22 protein-coding genes are annotated in these 23,527 nt (G+C 64.5%); 16 read left to right on the top strand and 6 right to left on the bottom strand.

Annotated elements, in window-relative coordinates:
• Positions 1 to 2,589, bottom strand: a 2,589-nt coding sequence (locus AB7F41_RS11245) for an adenosylcobalamin-dependent ribonucleoside-diphosphate reductase (RefSeq protein ID WP_428406580.1), incomplete at its 3' end; no start/stop codon positions are given.
• A 485-nt stretch (positions 2,590 to 3,074) separates the two neighbouring features.
• Entirely contained in the window at positions 3,075 to 3,632 is a 558-nt protein-coding gene (locus AB7F41_RS11240) for a hypothetical protein (protein ID WP_428380488.1), read from the bottom strand.
• Between the two features lie 141 nt (positions 3,633 to 3,773).
• On the opposite strand from AB7F41_RS11240, the gene AB7F41_RS11235 reads away from it, so the two are divergent.
• Both AB7F41_RS11235 and AB7F41_RS11230 read left to right on the top strand, forming a co-directional pair.
• Entirely contained in the window at positions 3,774 to 4,682 is a 909-nt protein-coding gene (locus tag AB7F41_RS11235) for a GNAT family N-acetyltransferase (protein WP_428380490.1), read from the top strand.
• A gap of 275 nt (positions 4,683 to 4,957) precedes the next feature.
• Complete coding sequence (locus tag AB7F41_RS11230; RefSeq protein WP_428380492.1) at positions 4,958 to 5,749, top strand: hypothetical protein; 792 nt, start codon at positions 4,958 to 4,960, stop codon at positions 5,747 to 5,749.
• Here AB7F41_RS11230 and AB7F41_RS11225 read toward each other — a convergent pair.
• A complete protein-coding gene (locus tag AB7F41_RS11225; protein WP_428380559.1) occupies positions 5,724 to 6,026 on the bottom strand; it encodes a septal ring lytic transglycosylase RlpA family protein in 303 nt (100 codons plus the stop codon). The two genes, AB7F41_RS11230 and AB7F41_RS11225, sit on opposite strands and share 26 nt — an antisense overlap.
• 470 nt (positions 6,027 to 6,496) lie before the next feature.
• On the opposite strand from AB7F41_RS11225, the gene AB7F41_RS11220 reads away from it, so the two are divergent.
• The 5 genes from AB7F41_RS11220 to glyS all read left to right on the top strand — a co-directional run bounded on the left by AB7F41_RS11220 (position 6,497) and on the right by glyS (position 10,751).
• Positions 6,497 to 7,087, top strand: a complete 591-nt coding sequence (locus AB7F41_RS11220; RefSeq protein ID WP_428380494.1) for a hypothetical protein — start codon at positions 6,497 to 6,499, stop codon at positions 7,085 to 7,087.
• 145 nt (positions 7,088 to 7,232) lie between these two features.
• Positions 7,233 to 8,195: a thioredoxin-disulfide reductase gene (gene trxB / locus AB7F41_RS11215; protein WP_428380495.1), complete on the top strand. Its 963-nt coding sequence runs from the start codon at positions 7,233 to 7,235 to the stop codon at positions 8,193 to 8,195.
• Entirely contained in the window at positions 8,170 to 8,397 is a 228-nt protein-coding gene (locus AB7F41_RS11210) for a DUF559 domain-containing protein (protein ID WP_428380497.1), read from the top strand. The genes trxB and AB7F41_RS11210 overlap by 26 nt, the downstream gene beginning before the upstream one ends.
• Positions 8,348 to 8,677, top strand: coding sequence for a DUF559 domain-containing protein (locus AB7F41_RS11205; RefSeq protein WP_428380499.1), 330 nt, complete (start codon positions 8,348 to 8,350; stop codon positions 8,675 to 8,677). The genes AB7F41_RS11210 and AB7F41_RS11205 overlap by 50 nt, the downstream gene beginning before the upstream one ends.
• Entirely contained in the window at positions 8,604 to 10,751 is a 2,148-nt protein-coding gene (glyS, locus tag AB7F41_RS11200) for a glycine--tRNA ligase subunit beta (protein WP_428380561.1), read from the top strand. The genes AB7F41_RS11205 and glyS overlap by 74 nt, the downstream gene beginning before the upstream one ends.
• A gap of 6 nt (positions 10,752 to 10,757) precedes the next feature.
• Here the strand turns inward: glyS and AB7F41_RS11195 are convergent, their stop codons facing one another.
• Positions 10,758 to 11,240: a hypothetical protein gene (locus AB7F41_RS11195; protein WP_428380501.1), complete on the bottom strand. Its 483-nt coding sequence runs from the start codon at positions 11,238 to 11,240 to the stop codon at positions 10,758 to 10,760.
• 89 nt (positions 11,241 to 11,329) lie between these two features.
• A complete protein-coding gene (locus AB7F41_RS11190) occupies positions 11,330 to 12,556 on the bottom strand; it encodes a penicillin-binding protein activator (RefSeq protein ID WP_428380503.1) in 1,227 nt (408 codons plus the stop codon).
• A 184-nt stretch (positions 12,557 to 12,740) separates the two neighbouring features.
• Between AB7F41_RS11190 and rsmI the strand changes: the two genes are divergently transcribed.
• The 3 genes from rsmI (at position 12,741) to AB7F41_RS11175 (ending at position 15,461) form a co-directional block, all read left to right on the top strand.
• Positions 12,741 to 13,661, top strand: coding sequence for a 16S rRNA (cytidine(1402)-2'-O)-methyltransferase (gene rsmI, locus AB7F41_RS11185; protein ID WP_428380505.1), 921 nt, complete (start codon positions 12,741 to 12,743; stop codon positions 13,659 to 13,661).
• Between the two features lie 54 nt (positions 13,662 to 13,715).
• Positions 13,716 to 14,369, top strand: coding sequence for a glutathione S-transferase family protein (locus AB7F41_RS11180; RefSeq protein WP_428380506.1), 654 nt, complete (start codon positions 13,716 to 13,718; stop codon positions 14,367 to 14,369).
• Between the two features lie 714 nt (positions 14,370 to 15,083).
• Positions 15,084 to 15,461 (top strand): YraN family protein, encoded by a 378-nt coding sequence (locus tag AB7F41_RS11175; RefSeq protein WP_428380508.1) that lies wholly within the window; start codon positions 15,084 to 15,086, stop codon positions 15,459 to 15,461.
• A gap of 15 nt (positions 15,462 to 15,476) precedes the next feature.
• On the opposite strand, the gene AB7F41_RS11170 is transcribed toward AB7F41_RS11175, so the two are convergent.
• Positions 15,477 to 16,223, bottom strand: a complete 747-nt coding sequence (locus AB7F41_RS11170; protein WP_428380510.1) for a metallophosphoesterase — start codon at positions 16,221 to 16,223, stop codon at positions 15,477 to 15,479.
• Between the two features lie 172 nt (positions 16,224 to 16,395).
• On the opposite strand from AB7F41_RS11170, the gene AB7F41_RS11165 reads away from it, so the two are divergent.
• The 6 genes from AB7F41_RS11165 to tolB all read left to right on the top strand — a co-directional run bounded on the left by AB7F41_RS11165 (position 16,396) and on the right by tolB (position 23,320).
• Positions 16,396 to 18,090, top strand: coding sequence for a multiheme c-type cytochrome (locus AB7F41_RS11165; RefSeq protein ID WP_428406579.1), 1,695 nt, complete (start codon positions 16,396 to 16,398; stop codon positions 18,088 to 18,090).
• Between the two features lie 145 nt (positions 18,091 to 18,235).
• Positions 18,236 to 19,204 (top strand): hydroxylamine oxidation protein HaoB, encoded by a 969-nt coding sequence (haoB, locus tag AB7F41_RS11160; RefSeq protein WP_428380513.1) that lies wholly within the window; start codon positions 18,236 to 18,238, stop codon positions 19,202 to 19,204.
• A gap of 204 nt (positions 19,205 to 19,408) precedes the next feature.
• A complete protein-coding gene (tolQ, locus tag AB7F41_RS11155; RefSeq protein WP_428380515.1) occupies positions 19,409 to 20,152 on the top strand; it encodes a protein TolQ in 744 nt (247 codons plus the stop codon).
• 8 nt (positions 20,153 to 20,160) lie between these two features.
• The gene (locus AB7F41_RS11150; RefSeq protein ID WP_428380517.1) at positions 20,161 to 20,610 is read left to right on the top strand and encodes an ExbD/TolR family protein; all 450 of its coding nucleotides are present in this window, start codon (positions 20,161 to 20,163) and stop codon (positions 20,608 to 20,610) included.
• 11 nt (positions 20,611 to 20,621) lie between these two features.
• Positions 20,622 to 21,773: a cell envelope biogenesis protein TolA gene (locus AB7F41_RS11145; RefSeq protein ID WP_428380518.1), complete on the top strand. Its 1,152-nt coding sequence runs from the start codon at positions 20,622 to 20,624 to the stop codon at positions 21,771 to 21,773.
• A 227-nt stretch (positions 21,774 to 22,000) separates the two neighbouring features.
• Positions 22,001 to 23,320, top strand: a complete 1,320-nt coding sequence (tolB, locus tag AB7F41_RS11140; protein WP_428380520.1) for a Tol-Pal system beta propeller repeat protein TolB — start codon at positions 22,001 to 22,003, stop codon at positions 23,318 to 23,320.
• Positions 23,321 to 23,527: the final 207 nt, after the last annotated feature.

Raw genomic sequence — 23,527 nt, 5'->3', positions numbered from 1 at the left:
CTCGACCGAAAGATAGCGTTTGCCGGTGCGCCCGCAGGGGTTGGCGCAGTCGAACACCGGATAGTGCTCGCGCTTCAGATGCGGCGCGCCCTCCAGAGTCATCGCGCCGCAGACATGGATGTTCGCCGCTTCGATCTCGGATTTGGCGAAGCCGAGATGCGACAGAAGGTCGAAGTTCTTGTCGTCGAGCGCGGCCGCCGGGACCTTCAAAGTCTCGGTGAGGAACTCGGGTCCGAGCGTCCATTTGTTGAAGACGAATTTGATGTCGAAGGCGGACGGCAGCGCCGTCTCGACCGCGGCGATCTTCTCGTCGGTGAAGCCGCGCGCGCGCAGGCTCGCGACATTGATCGCGGGCGCGTTGGAGAGCGACGCGTGGCCGACGGCGTAGGCCTCGATCTCGGCGATCTCGCTCTCTCGATAGCCGAGCGCGCGCAGCCCTTCCGGCACCGCGCGGTTGACGATCTTGAGATAGCCGCCGCCGGCGAGCTTCTTGAATTTCACCAGCGCGAAATCGGGCTCGATGCCGGTCGTGTCGCAATCCATGACAAGGCCGATGGTGCCGGTCGGCGCGACGACGGAGACCTGGGCGTTGCGATAGCCGTAGAGTTCGCCCTGCGCGAGCGCCTTGTCCCAGGCGGCTGCGGCATGCTCGATCAACGCCTGATCCGGGCAGGCGGCGACGTCGAGCGGCACGGGCGCGATCGCGAGCTTCTCATAGCCGAGGCGTTCGCCATGCGCGGCGCGGCGATGATTGCGGATGACGCGCAGCATCGCCTCGCGATTCTCCATGAAGCGCACAAACGGCCCGCGCTCCTTGGCCATTTCCGCGGACGTCGCATAGCAGACGCCGGTCATGATCGCCGAAAGCGCGCCGGCGATGGCGCGGCCCGCTTCGCTGTCATAGGCGACGCCCGACGACATCAACAGGCCGCCGACATTGGCGAAGCCGAGGCCCAGCGTGCGGTAGTCGTAGGACAGCTGCGCGATTTCCTTTGACGGAAACTGCGCCATCAGCACCGAGATTTCGAGCACGATGGTCCACAGCCGCACGGCGTGCTCGTATGAGTCGACGTCGATGCGCTTCGTCTCGAGGTCGCGGAACTGCAGCAGGTTCAGCGACGCAAGGTTACAGGCCGTGTCGTCGAGGAACATATATTCCGAGCACGGATTGGACGCGCGAATGGGCCCGCCGGCCGGGCAGGTGTGCCAGTCGTTGATCGTCGTATGGAACTGAATGCCCGGATCGGCCGACGCCCAAGCGGCGTAGCCGATCTTCTCCCACAGATCGCGGGCCTTCAGCGTCTTCGCGACCTTGCCGTCGAGGCGCTTGACGAGGCTCCAGTCGCCGTCCTTCTCGACGGCCTGCAGGAATTCGTCGGTGACGCGGACCGAATTGTTGGAGTTCTGGCCCGAGACGGTGAGATAGGCTTCGCTGTCCCAGTCCGTGTCGTATGTGTCGAACTGGATGTCCTTGTAGCCCTGCTTGGCGAACTGGATGACGCGTTTGATGTAATTGTCCGGCACGTCGTTTCGGCGCGCGAGCTTGATCTCGCGCTTCAGCGCCGGATTGATCTCGGGATTGAAGCAATCGTCGCCGGGGCCTTCGCAATTGACGCAGGCGCGCATGATCGCCTTCAAATGCTTCTTGACGATCTTGGAGCCCGCGACGAGCGAGGCGACCTTCTCTTCCTCCTTCACCTTCCAGTCGATGAACTGCTCGACGTCCGGATGGTCGATGTCGACGACGACCATTTTCGCGGCGCGCCGCGTCGTGCCGCCGGATTTGATCGCGCCGGCCGCGCGGTCGCCGATCTTGAGGAAGGACATCAGGCCCGAGGAGGAGCCGCCGCCCGAAAGCTTCTCCTTCTCGCCGCGCAGCTTGGAGAAATTGGTGCCGGTGCCGGAGCCATATTTGAACAGCCGCGCCTCGCGCACCCAGAGATCCATGATGCCGCCGTCATTGACGAGATCATCCTCGATCGACTGGATGAAACAGGCGTGCGGCTGCGGATGCTCATAGGAGGACTTCGACTTCACCATCTTGCCGTTGGCGTAGTCGACATAGAAATGGCCCTGGCTCGGACCGTCGACGCCGTAAGCCCAGTGCAGGCCGGTGTTGAACCATTGCGGGGAATTGGGCGCCGCCATCTGCATCGCGAGCATGTAGCGAAGCTCGTCACTGAACGCCTGGGCGTCGTCTTCCGTATCGAAATAGCCGCCCTTCCAGCCCCAATAGGTCCAGGCGCCGGCGAGACGGTCGAAGACCTGCTTGGCGGAGGTTTCCGAGCCGTTACGCTGATCTTTGGGCAGATCGCTGAGCGCCTCGGTATCGGCGACCGAGCGCCACAGGAAGGAGGGGACGGCGTTCTCCTCGACGCGCTTCAGGCGCGCCGGCACGCCGGCCTTGCGGAAATACTTCTGCGCCAGCACGTCAGCCGCTACCTGGCTCCACTGGTTGGGGACTTCGATGTTTTCGAGCGAGAAGACGATGGAGCCGTCGGGATTGCGGATCTCGCTCTTCGTCGTGCGGAACGCGATGTTCGCATAAGGAGATTCGCCCGCCTTGGTGTAGCGCCGCTCAATTTTCATCGTTCCATCCCCTCAAAGCGCAGGCGTCCGCCCGCGCGCAGCCGTTCGCCGGCCCGCGATGCGATTCTTGACAATTCGGAACTCGAAAGACGCGCGACCTCCGCTCGCGGATCAATGCGCCGCGATTGAAAGCACGCCGATAACGAGGATCACGCCCACACACAGCGACGCTCACGTCCGGCTGGCGCCGGGGACGGCCGAACTCCCGTGGGAATGTTCGCCGCGTCGTCATTCCGTGATGCCTCCAGACTGCGCGAGTCTTCTGACGGCGTCAAGATGTAGTGGTCAAAAATTAATGGAACGACAATATGTGGAGAATTTAGTGGATATTGGGGAAAATTCCAGCCGGGCTGTTCACAGCCTCGGCCATCTCGCGAGATTCGGCAAGCAAGGATTTCCGCCGTCGTTTTCGACGCCTTCTGCAAGCTTTTCGTCGCCCCAAGCCCGCCTGTCAGGACCTCCCAACAGCGGAAGCGCGCGCGCCGCTATTTGCAGGCCGACTCGGGGGCCGGTTTCAGCAGAAAGGCGTGATTCTCGACATTGCCGGGGCTCAGATAAAGCCAGGGGCCGCTGTCGTCGTGGGTCGAGAGCTCCAGCCGCGCATTGACGCTGAGCAGCAGCCCGTCGGGCCGTTTCGCCAGCCGGAACGAACCGGCGTCGTTCATATCCACCCTGCAGTCGTGGACGCCGTCCGTCTTTTTCCCGCAGACATCAGTTTCGGCGGCCGAGAGCGCCGCGTTGCAGATCAGCTCTTCGCCTTCCCGGTAACAGGCGCCGAGCGCCGCGAATCGGGGCTTTTCAGCGGTCACCCAGATTTCGAGATCGGCGTCGGCGATGATCGGCGTTTTGTCGCCCGGCGCCGACCGGGCGTAGGACGCCTGCTTCACCTCGAGTTTGACGCGGCGCACGATCTGGCCGCGATGCGCCCCAAGATGCGCGTCGTCATAGATGCGTTCGTAGCAGCCGGCGAGCGGCGTCTCGGCGCGCGCTTGCGCGATCGCGAGACAGATCGCCGCGCCGGCGAGTCGTAAGCCTCTCATCATGATCGCTCTCCTTGGCTTGCCGCCTTGTAGAGCTTCGCGCGCCAGGCGCAACTCGAGCGACGCGGGAGCGACGATCGCGTCACAAAAGCTTCGCCTCCCCGTGATCTTCAAGCGAATAGATCGCAGCGGAGCGAGTCGCATATGTGGACGGTTAACGCGGATTTCGGCCAGTCGATCTTCGCCCTCGTCAATTTTCAGCAAGCTGCTTCGAAAAAGCCCAAACAGGCGAAGAAAGCGCTCAGCGAGACGCTCGGCCGCTTGGGTTCGCTCGAAGTGCGGCTCGCGCGCGGCAAGAGAGAAGTGCGCAAGGCGCAGCGCCTGCGCTACGAGGTCTTCTACAAGGAAGGCGGCGCCATTCCCGATGCGCGCACCGCCTTCACCCGCCGCGACGCCGACCGATTCGACAAATTCTGCGACCATCTCATCGTCATCGATCACGCGGCGCAGACTCGCCGCGGCAAGACGCGGCCGAAGATCGTCGGCGCCTATCGGCTGATGCGCGACGAAATGGCGAGGAAGGCCGGCGCCTTCTACTCCGAAGGCGAATATGACGTCGCGCCGCTCCTTGCCCGCCACGCCGGCAAGCGCGCGCTGGAGCTCGGGCGCTCCTGCGTGCTCGCGCCCTATCGCGGCAAACGCACGATCGAACTTCTGTGGCGCGGGCTGCTCGCCTATGTGCGGGCGCATGACATCGACGTGATGTTCGGCTGCGCAAGCCTGCATGGCGCCAATCCGCTCGCCCATGCGCAGGCGTTGAGCTATCTCGCGCATTACGCGCCGGCCGAAGAAGCGTGGCGCGTCAGCGCGCGCGAGGAGCTGCATACGCCGATGCGGATTCTGGCGCGCGACGCGTTCGACGCGCGCAAGGCGCGCGACGCGCTGTCGCCGCTGATCAAGGGCTATCTGCGGGTCGGCGCGCGTTTTGGCGACGGCGCGGTCGTCGACCGCAAATTCAACACCACGGACGTCTTTGTGGTGATGCCCGTCGCTGAAATCGACGCCCGCTATCTCGAGTTTTTCGGCGGCGCGCCACACCGCCGGGCGGCATAGTCCTTGGGACTGCCTCGGTCTCTCTGGCCTGGGGACACGCAGCGGCCTGGGGACACGCAGCGCCATGGCGGACCCGACGCGCACGCCCATGTCGGGACTTGGTCGCGGCCGTCGATTGTCAACGGAACGTATCGGCTTTAGCATTGCGCCGCTCGCCGCCGACGGGCGGCGGCGGGATTGCTTTTTTGCGTGGCGCCATGCGCGCGTCGGCGAATTTTATTGTTTTTTGCTTATCGGCCGTTGCGGCGCAGTCGGCCCATGCTGGCGCATGGCTGATGGCGCCGGGCAGCGGACAAGCGATCGTCACCACCACTTTCGCCGACGCCCGCAAGGCCTATGATTCCAACGGCCGCCTGATCCAGACCCCGTCCTACCGCAAGTTCGAAACGCGCGTTTACGTCGAGCACGGCCTGTTCGACTGGCTGACGATCGTCGCCGAAGGCGGCTATATGAATTTCCGCGGCGCCGCCGGACCCTACGACCACCTCAACCTGCTCGTCGAGGAGGCGAAGGCCGGCCTGCCGCTGTCGCTTCAGGGCCCGGCGGGCGCGCGTTACGACGGTCTGGGTTTGGGCGCGCTGGGCGCGCGCACGACGCTCTTCGCCTGGAACGGCTACATCGTCTCGCTGCAAGCCGGCGTTCGGGCGGCGTCGCCCGCCGCGCGGCTGTTCCTCGACATGCGCGACGCCGTGCAGGGCGACGTGCGATTCCTCGTCGGGCGCCCGTTCGAGCTGTTCGGCTTCCCCGCCTTCATCGACGCGCAGCTGGGCTATCGGACGCGCGGCCAGAACGGCGACGAAATCCGCGCGGACTTCACGGCGGGCCTGAGGCCGCTGCCGCCGGTCCTGCTGCTCGCTCAAAGCTTTTCTGGATTTGCGCCGAGGGGCGGCCCGGCGGGCGTCGTCGCCGCGCAGAAGTTCCAGCTGAGCGCGGTCTATGACGTGACCCCGGCGCTTTCCGTGCAGATCGGCGGGATCGCCGCGATCGGCGGCGTCAACTCCCCGGCCGAACGCGGTCTGATCAGCGCTTGTGGTGGCGATATTAGTCGGCGACCTGCACGACTTTGACATGGGTGACGCCCGCCGACCTGAACCCCAGGCTGTCGGCCGCGCCGGCGGAGACGTCGATCACGCGGCCGCGCGTGAACGGCCCGCGATCGTTCACGACCACGACCACCGAGCGATTGTTGCGCAAATTTGTCACCCGCACCTTGGTTCCGAACGGCAGCGTGCGGTGCGCGGCGGTCAAGGCGCCGACATGCGCGCCGCTCGCCGTTCTGCCCTTGAGCGCATAATAGGACGCCTTGCCAATCCATTCGCCCGCCTGCGCCGCAGTCGCGAACATGCTCGCGACGCCAAACGCCAAAATCACGGGCTTCAAATTCTTCACGACGCGCTCCTTTTTAAAGCCTCAACATCTCCGCAGCGTTCGAGCCAATAGAAATCGCTTGTGACCAAACAAAGGCCACGAGCCAGCTCGACTGCCTGACCAGCCCGACGCATTATTGAAACTAAGAAACCGGGGGCGATCCAATAATGTTCCATTATTAATTGACGATAGCTCTAAACAACGTCGTTGCTTTTATAAGCGTCGTCCGGAAAGATGTGTGGCATAGCGGCAACACTATCAAACTATTTACTAAGGCGACCCAGCTTCGCCGCGCACGCAACGCGTTGCGCGCCGCTTGAACCCTGCGCGGCGCGCGCGATTTAGAGGGATTGGCGGGGTTGGCGGCGGACGTTGTGGCGCCTTGGCCGCGCACGCATTTTCGCCAGCCAGCGCAATCTCGTTGAGACCTGAATCAGGAGCTGCAAATGTCTCACACGATCAAGACGGCGGCCGCGACGGCCGCATTGCTCATCGGATTGCTGGCGCATACCGATGTCGCCGATGCGCGCGGAGGGTTTCGAGGCGGCGGCTTCGGCGGCGGCATGGGCGGCTTCCGAGGCGGCGGCATGGGCGGCTTCAGGGGCGGCGGCTTCGGCGGCTTCAGGGGCGGCGGATTCGGCGGCTTCAGGGGCGGCGGCTTCAGGGGCGCGGTATTTCCCGGCGGCGGCTTTAGAGGCGGCTGGGCCGGCCGCGGCGGCTGGGGCGGCGGCTGGCGACGCGCCGGCTGGGGACGGCCATGGGCCGGCGGCTGGCGCGGCGGCGGTTGGGGCTGGAGACGGCCCTGGCGGCGCAGCTATTGGCCCTGGTATGGCGCGGGTCTGATCGGAGCGGGATATGGCTGGGGATGGGGTTGGCCCTACTATTCCAACATCGGCTACAACAACGGCTGCTATCAGCTGCGCACCGTGTGGACCAACTGGGGGTGGCGCCGCCAGTGGGTGAATGTCTGCTACGGCGGCTATGGCGGCTGGGGCGGCGGTTGGGGCGGCGGCTGGGGCGGCGGCTGGGGCTGGTAAGCCAAACCGCGTCCCGATTGATCGATTGCAAACGCCCTCCCCGTTCGGGAGGGCGTTTTGCATTGAACGCCGCACGGTCGGCCCGCCGGTTGCGGCGAGGCTGAGAATGGCTAGATTGCGGGGTCGTCATTCGCGAGGCCACACCATGCCGCAGCATGCGCGCGTCATCATCATCGGCTCCGGCCCGGCAGGCTATACGGCGGCGATCTACGCCGCGCGCGCCCTGCTCGAGCCGATGCTGATCGCCGGTTTCGATCAGGGCGGTCAGCTCATGATCACCACCGAGGTCGAAAACTACCCCGGCTTCGCCGAGCCGATCCAGGGCCCCTGGCTGATGGAGCAAATGCGCCTGCAGGCCGAACATGTCGGGACCAAGCTCGTCTCCGACCATATCGTCGAGGCGCGCCTCGACGAGCGGCCGTTCAGGCTGATCGGCGACTCGGGCGAATCCTACACCTGCGACTCGCTGATCGTCGCTACGGGGGCCAAAGCCAAATGGCTTGGTCTGCCGAGCGAGGAGAGGTTCAAGGGCTTTGGCGTCTCCGCCTGCGCCACCTGCGACGGCTTCTTCTTCCGCGGCAAGAAAGTGCTGGTCGTCGGCGGCGGCAACACGGCGGTCGAGGAAGCGCTGTATCTGTCCAATCTCGCGTCGCATGTGACGATCATTCATCGCCGCGACGAATTCCGCAGCGAGCGCGTGCTCGTGAAGCGTCTGCTCGCGCAGAAAAATGTCTCGATACTTTTCAATCATGTGATCGAGGAGATCGTCGGCGACGAGAACCCGCTGAGCGTCACCGGCGCGCGCGTCAAGAATGTCGCGACCGGCGCGATCCATACGCTTGCGGCGGACGGCGTTTTCGTCGCCATCGGCCATTCGCCCGCCTCCGAGCTGTTCCGCGGACAGCTGACGACGAAGCCGTCCGGCTATATCGCCGTCGAGCCTGGAACGACGCGCACGAGCGTGCCGGGCGTCTACGCCGCCGGCGACGTCGCCGACGAAGTCTATCGTCAGGCCGTCACCGCGGCCGGCCTCGGCTGCATGGCGGCGCTCGAAGTCGAGAAATTTCTGCTTGAGGCGCCGAATGCGGCGGTCAAGGAAATCGCCTGAGAGTTCTCCTCCCCCGCTAAGCTTTGGACATAGCTCTGACAGCTTGAAATCGCGAACGTTCACTTCCGCCGAAAAAGCGCCGATCGGTCCTTATTTCGCGGATTTTGCCTGTCATCGCACGCGCAGCGTCGTCGAGATCGACGGCGGGCGGCATGGTTTTGACGCTGAACGGCGGCGCGAGGAAAGCGCACGCGTTTCTTGAAACAAGCGGCCATCGCGCGCTGAGATTTTGGAATCGCCAAGTTTTGCGCAATTTTGAAAGCGTTGTGGACACGATCTGCGCCGCGCTCTACCAAGTGCCGGAGCCCCCCACCCTAACCCCTCCCCGCCGCAGGCGGGGCGAGGGGAATAGCCTGCGCCATGTCCGATCTCCTTCTCGAACTGTTCTCCGAAGAAATTCCAGCGCGCATGCAGCGGCAGGCGGCCGACGACCTGAAACGGCTCGTCACCAATGCGCTGGTCGAGCGCGGACTGACCTATGAAGGCGCCGCCGCCTACGCCACGCCGCGCCGTCTGGCGCTGCAGGTGGTGGGCTTGCCGTCCCGCCAGCCGGATCTGCGCGAAGAGCGCAAAGGCCCGCGCGTCGGCGCGCCCGAGGCCGCGGTCGCCGGCTTTCTGAAGAGCGCCGGGCTCGCCTCGCTCGATCAGGCGAAAATCCAAAAGGACCCGAAGAAGGGCGAATTCTATGTCGCCGTCATCGAGCGCGCCGGCGCCGAGACGATCGACGTGCTCGCCGAAATTCTCCCGGCGATCGTCAAGGACTTCCCCTGGCCGAAATCGATGCGCTGGGGCGCAGCGTCCGAACGGCCGGAGTCGCTGCGCTGGGTGCGCCCGCTGCATTCCATCGTCGCGACCTTCGGACCCGAGACCGAAACGCCCGACGTCGTGGTTTTCGAGGTCGACGGGATCGCCAGCGGCAACGTCACCCACGGCCATCGCTTCATGGCGCCGCAGGCGATCCAGGTGAAGCGCTTCGACGATTACGCGCTTGCGCTGGAGCGCGCGAAAGTGGTCATCGATCCGGCGCGCCGGCGCGACATTATCCTGCATGACGCGAAGGATCTCGCCTTCGCGCAGGGGCTGGAGCTCGTCGAAGACGCGGGCCTTCTCGAAGAAGTCGCCGGCCTCGTCGAATGGCCGGTGACGCTGATGGGCGCGTTCGACGAGAGTTTTCTTGTCATTCCGCCTGAAGTCATTCGCGCGACCATTCGCGTGAACCAGAAGTGCTTCGTGTTGCGACGAGACAGCGACCTCGCCAACCGCTTCATCCTCGTCTCGAATATCGAGGCGAGCGACGGCGGCGCGACGGTCGTCGCCGGCAATGAGCGGGTCATCGCGGCGCGGCTGTCGGACGCGAAGTTCTTTTATGAGACCGACCTCAAGACCAAGCTCGAAGAACGCCTGCCGAAGCTCGACGCCATCGTCTTTCACGAAAAGCTCGGCACGCAGGGCGAACGCGTGAAGCGCATCGCGGCGCTCGCTAAGGAACTCGCGCCGATCGTCGGCGCCGACGCTTTTCTCGCCGAGCGCGCGGCGACGCTCTGCAAGGCCGACCTTGTCTCCGAAATGGTCGGCGAGTTTCCTGAGCTGCAGGGGCTGATGGGCCGCTACTACGCAAGCGCGCAGGGCGAAGACGCCTCTGTCGCCGCGGCGATCGAGGAGCATTACAAGCCGCAGGGGCCGAACGACCGCATCCCGACCGATCCGGTGTCGATCGCCGTGGCGCTCGCCGACAAGCTCGACACGCTCGTCGGCTTCTGGGCGATCGACGAGAAGCCGACGGGCAGCAAGGACCCTTATGCGCTGCGCCGCGCGGCGCTGGGCGTGATCAGGATCGTGCTGGAGAACGAGCTGCGCTTGCAGTTCCACGGCGTCATGGCCGGGCTTGTCCCGGCCATCCACGTGAAGCGCGAGGGCGTGGATGCCCGGAACAAGTCCGGGCATGACGTCGCGGCGGACCTCCTCGAATTTTTCATCGATCGGCTGAAGGTCTACTTGCGCGACAAGGGGGCGCGATACGATCTGATAGATGCGGCGCTCGGGGCTGTTGCGGAAACAGAGACCCCCACCCCTAGCCCCTCCCCGCAGGGGGGAGGGGAACAGGCGCCGCGACAGGACGATCTGCTCATGATCACGCATAAAGTCGAGGCGCTCGACAAATTCCTTGCAACCGACGACGGCAGGAATCTGCTCGCCGGCTTTCGCCGCGCCGTCAACATTCTCAAGATCGAGGAAAAGAAGGACGGGCCGGACGCCTATGCGCAGCGCCATGCGCCGAATCTGCGCATCGAGCCGCAGGAGCATAAGCTCGCCGCCGCCATCGCGCGGGCGCGCGAAGAGACTGCGGAACATCTGAAGACCGAAGATTTCGCCGGCGCCATGCGCGCGCTGTCGAAGCTCCGCGAGCCGGTCGACGCCTTCTTCGATGGGGTGACGGTCAACGCCGAAAACGCCGATCTGCGCTTGAACCGCCTGCGGCTTCTTGCCGAACTGCGCCGCGTCATGATGGGCGTCGCCGATTTCGGCAAGATCGCAGGCGAAAGCGCGACCGCTTAAGCGATCTCAGGGGCAGGCGCTGCAACCCAGCATGCAGGAGATCTGCGCGAAGGGGTCGTCCGGCGGATTGGGGACCTGCGCGCAAGCATTGACGCAGTCGTGGCAGGCGTCGCGCAGGCCGGCCTTGCCCGCCTCAAGCAAGATCGGCGTCACTTTCCGCATCACCGCGAAGAGCGCGGTCTCCATGCCTGAGAAGAAGGCGGCGAGGACCTGACCCTCGGGAGAGCCCGGATCCTTCAGGCGCAGGCGGACATGCGAATGGCTCTCGGCCCCGCATTTCGCCTCTCCCAGGACTTCGACGTCCTCGACGAGCGCGACGGGCACGTTGATCCAGACGTCGCGCGCGACGTCGAGGGCGAAAAGAATGTGTTTCTTGTCGGCGCCTGGTTTCGAGACGCCCACGGCGGTCAGCGGGAGCAGACAGGCGTCAGCGCTCTGGCGCTCCAGAAACTCTGAGGGCGAATAGACGTTAGTGCGGTTGGTCGCCATTGATATTCTCCAATGAAACAAATGCGCTCGACGCGCGCAGCAATAGCTAGCGCGCAACAATAGCGTGTCTCGGAGAATGCGAAACGGATTTATGCGCCGTTGCCGGTGAAATTGCGCGGCGCGGGCGAGATGATTTTCGCGGTGCCGCCGCCGATCTCCAGCACCGACAGGCCGCGCTCATTGCCGCCGTCCGCCTTGAAGCGGAAGACGCCGTCGGCGCCGTTGAAGCCCGAGGGATTGGTCAGCACGCTTTCCGAATAGCGTTGCGACCCTTGCGAACGCGACAGCGCGATGGCGAGCGACACCGCGTCATAGGCGAGCGTCGCGACGCGCGCCGGGTCGGAGCCGTATTTCGCCTTGTAGCGCTGCGCGAAGGCGTTGAAGCCGGCGTTCTCCGGCGCGGTGAACCAGGCGCCCTGCAGCGCCGGCAGGTTCAGCGTGCGCGCGTCGTTCCACAGGCCAGTGCCGAAAATCTGCACCTTCTTGGCGTCGATGCCGTTCGCGACAAGCTCCTTCGACACCGCCTGCATGGCCTCGGCCTGCTCGGGAATGAACAGGGCGTCGAACTGATCGCGCGCCGCTGCCAGACGCCTCACGGATTCGCCGGGCGCGCCAGGCTTGTAGCGCTCGATGACCGGCACGCGAATGCCATAGGTGGCGGCGCTCTGCTGGAACTGCGCCATCGCCAGCGTGCCGTAATCATTTTCCGGCACGAGCGCCGCGATCGACTTCTTGCCGCGCTGCGAAGCGAAGCTGACTCCCCGATCGACATAGCCCTCGACCGGGAACGACAGAAGGTAGCTGCCGTGGCCGGCGGCCGAAGAATCGGTGGAGAAGGCGATCATCGGCTTGTTGGCGGAGCGGGCGACGCGGCCCGCCTCCTTGACGCCGGCGCCGAACACCGGCCCGAGCACGACCTCGGCGCCCTCATTGATGGCCGCCTGCGTCGCCGCGGCCGCGCCGGAAGGCGTCGAACGGTCGTCCTTGACGAGGATCGACACGTCATTGTCGCCGCTGTCGGCGTAAGCGAGCTTGGCGGCGTTGAGCAGCGACGCGCCGACCGAGGACGGGCCGGACGGACCGGTGAGCGGCACGATCAGCGCAATTTTCACCGCGCCCGTTCCGATCGTCTCGCCGGCGGCGGGCGCGGTCTGCGTCGAGGCGCTCAACTTCAGGTCGCGCGTCCCCGGCGCCCACGGCCCGGCGGCGGGATTGCAGGCGGCCAGCAGGGCCGCAATGCCGATCAGCGCGGCGCGTTTGGGAGCGGCCCCGCGTCCGAGCGCGCCGGCGCGCGCGAGAGAAGACAAAGTCGGCATGAGAATCCCCTTGCGCCCGAGGCGGCTTGGGCCAATGGCGCGGCGTTTCTGCGCTAAGGTCCGAGTCCCTGGCCGAAAGTCAATAGACGGGCCATTTGGAAGAATTGCGGCTGGCGCGCAGTTAGTGCTTGTCCTGTAAAGCGAACGTTTGGTATCTTAAAAAGAACAACGATTGGCGGCGCGCATGACCATCGAGGCTTTTCCGCAAGTAGCGAGCTACACCGCCTTCGGCCTGCGCGCCGAAGCCGAAAGGATCGAACCGGGGCTGCATCTCGTCGCGACGCCGATCGGAAATCTGAAGGACATTTCCTTTCGCGCGCTCTCCACCCTCGCCGCGGCCGACGCGGTGATCGCCGAGGATACGCGCGTCACCAAGACGCTGCTCGCCCATTACGGAATCTCGACGCCGCTCGTCGCCTATCACGAGCACAACGCCAAGGTGATTCGTCCGCATCTGCTGGCGCGGCTCGAGGCGGGCGCGAAGCTCGCGCTCGTCTCCGACGCCGGCACGCCGCTGGTTTCCGACCCGGGCTTCAGGCTTGTGCAGGAAGCGCTCGAGAAAGGCGTGCATGTGACGTCGGTGCCGGGGCCGTCCGCCGTGCTCGCGGCGCTGGTCGTCGCCGGACTGCCGACCGACCGCTTCTTTTTCGAAGGCTTTCTGCCCCACAAGAGCGGCCCGCGCCGCGCGCGGCTCGCCGAACTCGCGCATGTGCCGGGAACGCTGGTCTTTTTCGAAAGCCCGCGCCGTTTGGTCGACGCGCTCGCCGATTGCGCGGCGGTGCTCGGCAAACGCAATGCGGCGATCGCCCGCGAACTGACCAAGATGTTTGAGTCGGTGCGTCGCGGGACGCTCGACGAGCTTGCCGCTGCGCTCGCCGGAGAGGAGCCGCCGAAGGGCGAGATCGTGCTGCTCGTCGCCCCGCCCGGCGCCGGCGCGGCGCAGGCTTCGGCCGCCGATCTCGACGCCAGAATCGAAGAGGCGCTCGCGGCCTATTCCGTCAAGGACGCGGCGAGCGTCGTGTCCGCCGCGACCGGCCAGCCGCGCCGTCAGGTCTATGCGCGGGCGTTGGAGCTGGCGGCTGCGAAGCAGCACGGCGAGATTTGACGTGGACGGCTTGCCTGCCCTGCAGCCGATGATTCCGCCGGGAGAAGCCTCGCATTGACCATCACCATCACCGCCTTTGAACGGTCGCCCGACGGAGGCGCCGGATTGGCGCGCGACACGCGCGTGCGCTGGGCGCTTGAAGAGGTGGGCCAATCCTACGAAGTTCGCCTTGTTTCGTTCGAGGCGATGAAACAGCCAGCGCATCTGGCGCTACATCCTTTCGGCCAGATTCCGACCTATGAAGAAGATGATCTCGCCCTTTTCGAAACTGGATCGATCGTCTTCCATATCGCCGAACGCCATGAGGGCTTGCTGCCGGACGACGCCAATGCGCGGGCGCGCGCCGTCACATGGATGTTCGCTGCGCTCAACACGGTTGAGCCGACCATCCTTGAACTCGCGACGGCCAGACTGCTGGAAAGCGACAAGCCCTGGCATCAGGAACGTCTGCCTCTTGTCCAGGACCGCGTGCGCACCCGGCTGAGCCAGCTTTCCGCTCGCCTCGGAAACGCCGACTGGCTTGACGGCGCTTTCAGCGCGGGCGACCTGATGATGGCCTCAGTGCTGCTCAGGCTGGCCTCGTCGGGCATTCTGAACGAATTTCCGAACCTGGCCGCCTATGTCGCCCGCGGTGAAGCGCGGCCCGCCTATAAACGAGCTTTCGCCGCGCAACTGGCGATCAACGCCGGTAAGACGCCTGCGGGTTGATCCTACGCGCAGAGATCGCGGCGAAAAGCCGCCTCCGCAGCAGGGCGTATGCGGGGGTGCAAACTTCTTTATGTTAGCCTTCCCATACGCTAAGAAGTTTTGAGCCAGTGAAACACTATGACGCCCAGAAGAGTGTATGACATGATCAAAGGCATTATTAGTTTGTTTTGAGTGTCGATTAGCACGGCCTCGTTATCCTTCTTTGGATTGCGCAATATCTTGACGCCATCACCTACGTTCATTTTACAAAACTCATTACGCAATAACATTATGTCCTCTTTGCCATCAATGTTTGTCTTAATTATTAGTTTATACACGAAATCGTCTCCCACTAATGTTCCATCGCATTTACCACTATCCCATCGATTTTTTCCCATTCTCTCAGCCGGAAAGAATATTGTATAGAATTATATATCATGCAAAAGCTAGCAACTGCTATGAAAGTAATAAATATGTTTTCACCAGTCATTTTGCTTCCAGATTAGCGCAAATTGTCGAATGCGTAGACTTGAAGGTCAATTTTTGTGAATTGACCAATGACACCTCGTGTGTGAGATCTGGTCATTAATCTGGCCATGTAGTAATCGAGAGCGCCTCGCATTCGGATGCCATCGATCCCTTTGGCCGCCAACATGTCAAATTTCAAGCCCGCCTCGGGTGGATTTTAAAGATCGCCTGACTATGGATAGCAGGTCACGCTCAAGATCGGATAAATTGGACCGCGACCCCCACGCCCACCGCGCCGCCTATGTCTACGGCCTGCGCGCGGAGACGCTGGCGACGCTGTGGCTAAGGGCGCGCCTCTATCAAATTCTCGCGCGCAATTTCCGCGCGCATGGCGGCGAAATCGACATCGTCGCGCGGCGTGGGCGTGCGATCGTCTTCGTCGAAGTGAAAGCGCGCGGCGCTCTCGACGACGCTGTCATCGCTATCACGCCGCAAAAACAACGGCGCTTCTCGCAAGCTGTCGGCCGTTGGCTTGCTGCAAACCCCTGGGCGATGACCTACACGCTGCGCGCCGACGCGATTTTCGTGGCGCCGGGCCGGCTGCCGCGCCACCTCGAAAACGCCTTCGAGCTTCGCGTCGGCTGACGAATAGCGCGGACCTCACCAGGTCTGAATGAAGCGCCGCTCGAAGCCTTCCAGCGCCACCGCGGTAAGCACGCCGCTGCTGACGGCGTGCGTGTCGAGATTGATCCGGTTCGGCAGATCCTCGACGTCGCGATGCGGCGTATGCCCATGCACGACGACCTTGCCGAAGGACTGTTCGCAATCGAGAAATCCCTCGCGGATGTTCATCAGATCGTGAACGTCCTGCAGATGCAGCGGCGCGCTGCGCCGCACGCCGGCGTGGCAGAAGAAATATCCGCCATATTCCGCCCAAAGCCGCGTTTCTTCGATAAAGCGGCGATGCGCCTGCGGGAAATGCGCGAGAAATTTCCGGCGCACCTGCGAAGCGCCGCCCTGCGCCGTTTCCTCGCCGGCGTCGACGCCATAGGAATGCAGCGTCATCAGCGCGCCATTGTCGACCCAGTCGTCGAGCGCCGCCGCATCATTCAGAAAGCGCAGCAGCGCCTCCTCATGGTTGCCGCGCAGCGTGACGATCGGCGTAGGGAAATCCCCGGAGGACAGGCGCTTCAAAACGCCGTTCGAGCCAAGGCCACGGTCGATGTAGTCGCCCACGAAAACAGTGATCGCCTGGTCGCAGCGGCGCGCCGCCAGATCCTCGGCGATCGTTTCGGCGAGGACGTGCAGAAGATCGGCGCGGCCGTGAACGTCGCCGATCGCATAAATGCGCATGCCGGGCGGCGCCTCGGCGGTCTTCAATGCTGAGGGGAACCAACGCGTCGTCATGGCTTCTCCCGCAGCCATCATCTATCGTCGCGCAGCGGTTTGACGAGCTGGAACGGAATCACGGGGTGGCCTCATTGGCGGGAAAGGCTGTGGTCCTTTCCTCTCGCCGCCCCGGCGCCGACAATACAGCCACACGCGAAACGGGGCGAGGGAGAGCATGCTGAGTTCACGAATGGTTTTTAATGGCGCCGTTCGCCTCGCCCTGATGGTCGCGGTCGCCCTGAGCTTCGCCCTCTGCGTCCCGGCCTTCGCGGAGACGCCGGACGAAACCTTCAAGGCGCTAGGTCTGGAGAAGACCGCCTCGCCGAAGGAGCTCTACGACGCCCTGACCAAGCGCTACTACGACGAATCGCAAGGCGCCGGCAAAGGCTCGCTCTCGAAATATTGGGAGCCGATTCCGATCTCGAAATATCTCAATCCGCATGATTTCTATAAGCCGCCGCAATCGATCGACGTCGATGCGCAGCGCGCGCAATGCGTCGAATGCCATCAGCAGGTCACGCCCGGCTGGACGCATAGCTGGAAGGGCAGCGTGCACGGCAATCTCGACGCCATCCGCAATCTGCCCGACTCGGATGCGCGCGCTTACAAGAAGGCGATGATCACGGAGGTCGAGAACAACCTCCGCTCGATGGGGACGCTCAAGGCCGGCGAGAATCTGAAAGAGGTCGGCTGCATCGACTGCCACATGGGCGTCGGCAAGGAGCACGGCCAGCACAAGACCGAACTGAAAATGCCGGACGCCGCCGCCTGCGGACAGTGCCATGTGCAGCAGTTCGCCGAACGCGAATCGGAACGCGACACCTTCACCTGGCCGCAGGAGCAATGGAAGCCGGGCCACCCGTCACATGCGCTCTCCTACAAGGCCAATGTCGAGAACGCCGTCTGGGCGGCGATGGAGCAGCGTGAAGTCGCGGAAGGCTGCACCTTCTGTCACACGCCGCAGACGACATGTAACTCCTGCCACACACGCCATGAGTTCTCGGCGGTCGAAGCCCGCAAGCCGCAGGCCTGCGCGCAATGCCACAATGGCGTCGATCACAATGAATTCGAAGGCTACATGCTCTCGAAGCACGGCACGATCTATCAAACGCGCGGCGACACATGGGACTGGAACGTCCGCCTCGCCGACGCAATGGAAAAGGGGAAGATGAACGCCCCGACCTGCGCCTTCTGCCACATGGAATATGAGGGCAAGTTCACGCACAACATGGTGCGCAAGGCGCGCTGGGCCTTCGTGCCGATGCCGAAGATCGCCGAGAATTTGAACCATCCCTGGTTCACGCGGCGCAAGGAATCATGGGTGTCGACCTGCTCGAACTGTCACTCTGACAGTTTCGCCCGCGCCTATCTCGACGGCATGGACAAGGGCATCGTCTCCGGACTCGACATCACCGAGAAGGCGCGCAGCGTCCTGGTGAAGCTCTATAACGACAAGCTGCTGCCCGGCCAGATGACGAACCGTCCGGCGCCGCCGCCGCCGGAGAAGGACGACGCGGGCGGCTTCTTCCAGCTGTTCTGGCAGAAGGGCAACAATCCGAGCGCCATCGAATATGTCTTCGCCGACATGTGGGAGCACCACCAGATCAAGCACTACAAGGGGCTCGCGCATATGAACCCAGGCGGCTACACCTATACCGAGGGCTGGTCGCAACTCATCGGCGCGGCGGCGAAGATCAACGACGAGGACACGAAGCTGCGCGAAGCCGCGGAAATCCGCGCCGAACTGAAGCGCATCTCCGGCCAGAAGCGCGGCGACCTCGATCTCGACTCTCCGACGCGGCGCGCCTGGGCGGGCGGTCTGGGTCTCCTGGCCATGCTCGCCGGCGCCGGCCTGCTCATGCGCCGCGAGCGCAAGGGCGGGTGAGCGTTCCCGATGTCATTCCCGGCGCGCGCCAGCGCGGCCGGGAATCCAGGGGCCGTTTTGGAAACATGCGGCTGCTGCAGTGGATCCCGCTTTCGCGGGACTGACACTCGGAAGATGACATCCGAAACTCTGATACTGGACGCGCATGACTCCTCGCATCCGGCTGATCGCCGGCGTCACCCTTCTCGTCTTCGGCTTCGCCCTGCTCGGCTGGGCGATTTACGCCGGGCTCAATCCCACGGCGCCGTTTGAAACGCGGCTCGCGACGATCTCCGCGGACGCGGCGAAAGAAACCGAAGTTTTCGGATTGCAGGCCGACCGGCTCCAGCAGATCGCAATCTCGGCGAAGGACGAACGCCGGCCAATCGCCGACGGCGTCGTCGCACGCGACGGCGCGGGTCGGCTCACGCCGCTCGTGTGGCGCAATCAGGTGACGGAGCCGATCCTGTTCGCTGACGTCTCGGCGAGCGACGCGGCGAAGGTTCTCGCCGCGATTCGCGAACATACGCCGCAAGACGCGGTCGTGCTCGCCTGGTGGGATCTGTCGCGCGCGATCCGTCTCGTCGCCGGGCGCGCCGCGCCGCTCGACGATTCGCAGGCGCGCGGGCTTCTCCTGCCGGCCGCCTGGTCGGCTGCGGCGGCGCCGGAACGCGCACGCTGGGGCGCCGGGGTTTCCGCCGGCTCCGTCGACGTCTTCACGCGCTTCATCGACGCGCTGCTCGACTCCGACGAGACGCGCGCGAGCCAAGCGTTGAAGACGCTCGCCGACGGCAAGCCTGCCTATGTCGCGGTGCGCATCTCCGACGTCTGGAGGCTCGCCGCCGTGCGGCCGCAAAAGCTCTCCATCGCCTATAAGGATTTCGCCGCGACCGGCGTTTCGCACGGTCTCATCAAATCCGCCCAGCAATGGCTGCGCGACCAGAAGATTGAGGGCGGCTTCGCTGTCGAGCCGATCGGCGGCGCGACGCGGCTGCATTATTTTGAACGCAAGAGCGACGGCGACCGGCTGATCGCGCGGCTGCTGCCGTTCTCGACCTCCCTGCCCTCGCCTCTGACGCGGCTGTCCCTCGTCTATCAGCACAAGGGCTGGTGGATTTACCGGCTCAACGATTGAGCCGCCGCCGGCGGCGCAGACGGCCCGTTACGGCCCAGCCTCCGCCCCCCGAACCTTCGCTTAACCCTTACGCCTTGTTAACGCCTCTCCGCTATGGTTTGTTGTGCGGCGCACCGCAGCCCAACAAATGGCGAAATTGCGGGCGATAGACCGGGCGTCGCAGCCAAAGCCGCCGCAGAGCGCCTGCCGACTCAAGGACAAATCATGAATCCAGCCGAGATCGCCGCGAGTCCCCTCGCCGCTCCCGCCGCCGACATCACGATTTGGAGCATGTTCTGGGGCGCGCATATCGTCGTCAAAGTCGTCATGCTCGGACTGCTCGCCGCATCGGTCTGGTGCTGGGCGATCATCATCGACAAGACGCTGCTCTTTGCGCGCATGCGCCGCGCCATGGACCGCTTCGAGGAGAACTTCTGGTCGGGCAATTCGCTCGAGGAGCTCTACAGCAAGCTTTCGGAACGCCCTCAAACCGGCATGGCGACGCTTTTCGTCGCAGCGATGCGGGAATGGAAGCGCTCCTTCCAGTCCGGCGCCAGCGCCTCCTTCATGGGCCTGCAGGCGCGCATCGAGAAGGTGCTCGACGTCTCCATCGCCCGCGAGGTGGAGAAGCTTGAATCCAATCTGCTGGTGCTGGCGACCGTCGCCTCGGCCGGCCCCTTCGTCGGCCTGTTCGGCACGGTGTGGGGCATCATGACCTCCTTCCGCTCGATCGCCGCTTCGAAGAACACCTCGCTCGCCGTCGTCGCGCCCGGCATCGCCGAGGCGCTGCTCGCCACGGCGATCGGCCTCTTCGCCGCCATCCCGGCGCTGATCGCCTACAACAAGATGCAAGGCGACGTCGCCAGGGCGCAGGCGCGCATGGAAAGCTTCGCCGACGAGTTCTCGGCGATCCTTTCGCGGCAGATCGATCAGCACACGGCCTCGTCGAACCGCGACCGCGCGGCGTAAGGAGCACTATGGGCGCTTCAATCTCGGCTCCGGGACGCAAGGGCGGCAGGCGGCGGCGCGGCGTCCCCCGCTATGGCGCCATGGCTGAAATCAACATGACGCCGTTCATCGACGTGATGCTGGTGCTGCTGATCATCTTCATGGTGGCGGCGCCGCTGCTCGCGACCGGGGTCGCCGTCGACCTTCCGCAGACCAAGGCCGGCGCGCTCAACATCGACCAGAAGCCTGTCTCGATCGCCATCGACGAGAAGGGACAGGTGTTCCTGATGGATCAGCCGGTCGAAACGACGCAGCTGCTCGACAGGCTGAAGGAAACCGCAAAGCAGGGATTTGACGAACGCATCTATGTCCGCGGCTCCAAGGCGGTGAACTATGGCCGCGTCGCGGAAGTGATGTCGCTCGTCACGAGCGCCGGCTACAAGAAGGTCGCGCTGGTGACGGAGCAGGAGAGGAAGTGAGCTGAGCGGAAATGAAAATTTCGCGCTCCGAACCTGGTTTTCCTCTTTCCTCGGCGATCCACGTTGGATTGCTTCTGGCGGCGCTCGTCCTGTTTTCCGAATCGGAGAAATTCGATGTCGTGGAGATCGCCCCGGTCGATCTCGTCACCGACAGCGAACTCACCCAGATCATGAAGGGCGAGAAAACCGCGCGCGACGTCAAGCCGACGCCGCGCGTCGACAAGGTCGCGCCCGAAACCGAGACAAAGCCCGAGCCGCCGCTCGCCGAGGCGAAGAAGGACATCGCCACGCCGCTCCCGCCGGCGCGTCCGCTGCCGCAGCCCAACGCTGACGAGACGCCGCCGACGCCGCCCAAGCGCGTCGCCGCTCTGCCGCCGAAACCTGAGCCGCCGCCCAAGCCGGCCGAAAAGCAGCCCGAGCCGAAACCGGCCGCAAAACCCAAGGCCGCGGCGCCGGAAGCGCAGAAGAAAGAGTCGGAGCAAAAAGATCCGGACGACGCCGAGATCGTGAAGCCGAAGCCCCCGGCGCGGCCCAAGCCCGACAATTCGGCGAAGGACGCCGCCGCTCGTGAAAAGCCCAAGGAGCGGCTGAAGATCGACGAGGTGGCGAAACTTCTTGAGAGCAAAAAGACGCAGCAAAAGCCCAAGCCGGACACATCGATCGGAGAGCTTGCCGAGAAAGCGGTAAAGGAATCGAAGCCGAAGTCCGGCGATGAACACGCGCCGAAGACGAAATTCGACGCCGCCAGCATCTCGAAACTGCTGAGCCGCGAAGCCCCGCAGCGCAAGGCCGCAACCGGCAGAGCCACTCAGACGGCGGCGCTCGGCGCGCCGACGGGATCGGCCGCGAAAATGTCCGTCTCGATGGAGGCCCGCATCGCCGCCTATATCCACGATCACTACTATCCGTGCTGGGCGTCCGGCTTGTCGCTTGGCGGACAATCCTATGCGCCGGTCGTTGAATTCCATCTCTCGCGCGAAGGCGAACTCGAAGGCCGTCCGAAGCTGCTGAACGCCTCGGCGACCCCGACCGAGCACGCCCGCGGCGAACAGGCGATGCAGGCGGTGCGCCGCTGCAGCCCCATGCGCATTCCGCCGGAGTTCATGCCCTATTACGAAGAGGCGCTGCACGAGGTCACCATCCGCTTTCAGGACGCGAATTAGTGCGCGCTCTGTTCGCAGGCCGCCGCGTCCCCGCCAACCGCGCCCGGTTCTCGCTGGACTGGAGCGAGCGCGGCGCTGCCGGCGTCATGCCGACGCCAATCGCGCCGGCCCCCTCTCGCGCGCGCGACGCGAACCGCACGCGGGCTGAGTGGGCCCGCATGGACAACCTCCTCCATCGCCGTGAAGCGATACGCTTTCTTCACGTCGATGCTTGAAAGATTCGCCCCATGACACGATTCATCACCCGCCGGGCCGCCGCCGGACTCATCGCCGGAGCCGCCGTCGCTCCTCTGCTTCCCATGACTCTGGCGCGCGCCGGCCGCATCATCGACCTCAAGGGCGGCGGCTTCCAGCCGATCAATATCGCCGTCGCGCCCTTTGTCGGCGACGACGCCGCGCGCACCGTCACCTCCGTGACGCTGAACAATTTCAAGCGCTCAGTGTTCTTGAACCCGATCGACCCGGGCGCGCTGCCGGCGGACGCCGCGCCGCCCGACGCGACGCCCCATCTCGCCGCCTTCAAGGCGGTGAACGCGCAATTCGTGCTGACCGGTCGCTCGCAACGGGTTGGCGACGGCAGGCTCAAGACAGAGTTCCGACTCTTCGACGTGACGACGGGCGAGCAGGTCGCCGGCCAGCAATATGTGACCGAGGCCGCCAATATGCGGCGCGTCGCGCATCTCCTGTCGGACGCGGTTTTCACGCGCATCACCGGCGAGAAGGGCTTCTTCGACACGCGCATCGTCTTCGTTGACGAAACAGGCTCCAAGGCCAGGCGCCGCAAGCGCCTGGCGATGATGGATCAGGACGGCGCGAATGTGCGCTATCTGACGCGCGGCGACGAGCTCGTCGTCACGCCGCGATTTTCGCCCAACGCGCTCGACGTCACCTACATGTCGTTCGGCGCGGACGGCGATCCCAAAGTTCTGTTGATGAACATCGAGAACAGCCAGCGCGAAGTCGTAGGCAATTTTCCGGGCATGACCTTCTCGCCGCGATTTTCGCCGGACGGGCAGAAGATCATCATGTCGCTGTCGCAGGGCTCGACGACCAATCTCTACACGATGGATCTGCGTTCGCGCACCACGATGCGCCTGACCGACACCGCCGCCATCGACACGGCGCCCTGTTACTCGCCCGACGGCTCGCACATCGTCTTCGAAAGCGATCGCGGCGGCTCTCAGCAGATTTACATCATCGGCGCGCATGGCGGCGAAGCGAAACGCATCTCCTTCGGCGGCGGACGCTATTCGACGCCCGTCTGGTCGCCCAAGGGCGATTACATCGCCTTCACCAAGCAGAACGGCGGCAATTTCGGCATCGGCGTCATGAAAACCGACGGCTCCGGCGAGCGTATTCTCACCGAGGGCTTCCACAATGAGGGGCCGACCTGGGCGCCGAACGGCCTTTTCCTGATGTTCTTCCGCGATTCGGGCGGCGGCGGCGGTCCGAAAATCTACATGGTCGACGTCTTCGGCCGCTCGGAGATTCAGGTGCCGACGCCAAGCTATGCGAGCGATCCGGCCTGGGGTCCGCTGCAGGATTAGACGCGAAGGCGCGCGCCTGCGCCCGGCGCTATGCCGAGCCACTGCGTCTGCGCGACGGCGCGGCGCAGCGCCAACGGCGATGCAGGCCAGCGCTTCCTGATCGCGCCACCCGTCCGGATGCAATGCCGCGCACGACCCCGATGACGCGCGCCTCCGACGACGCGACCCCGGTCGCCGCAAAGCGCGCATCGCCTTCATGTCCCGGCA

This window comes from Methylocystis sp., from assembly GCF_050251305.1.
Lineage (GTDB): Bacteria > Pseudomonadota > Alphaproteobacteria > Rhizobiales > Beijerinckiaceae > Methylocystis.
This window is presented reverse-complemented; position numbering and strand designations above follow the sequence as displayed.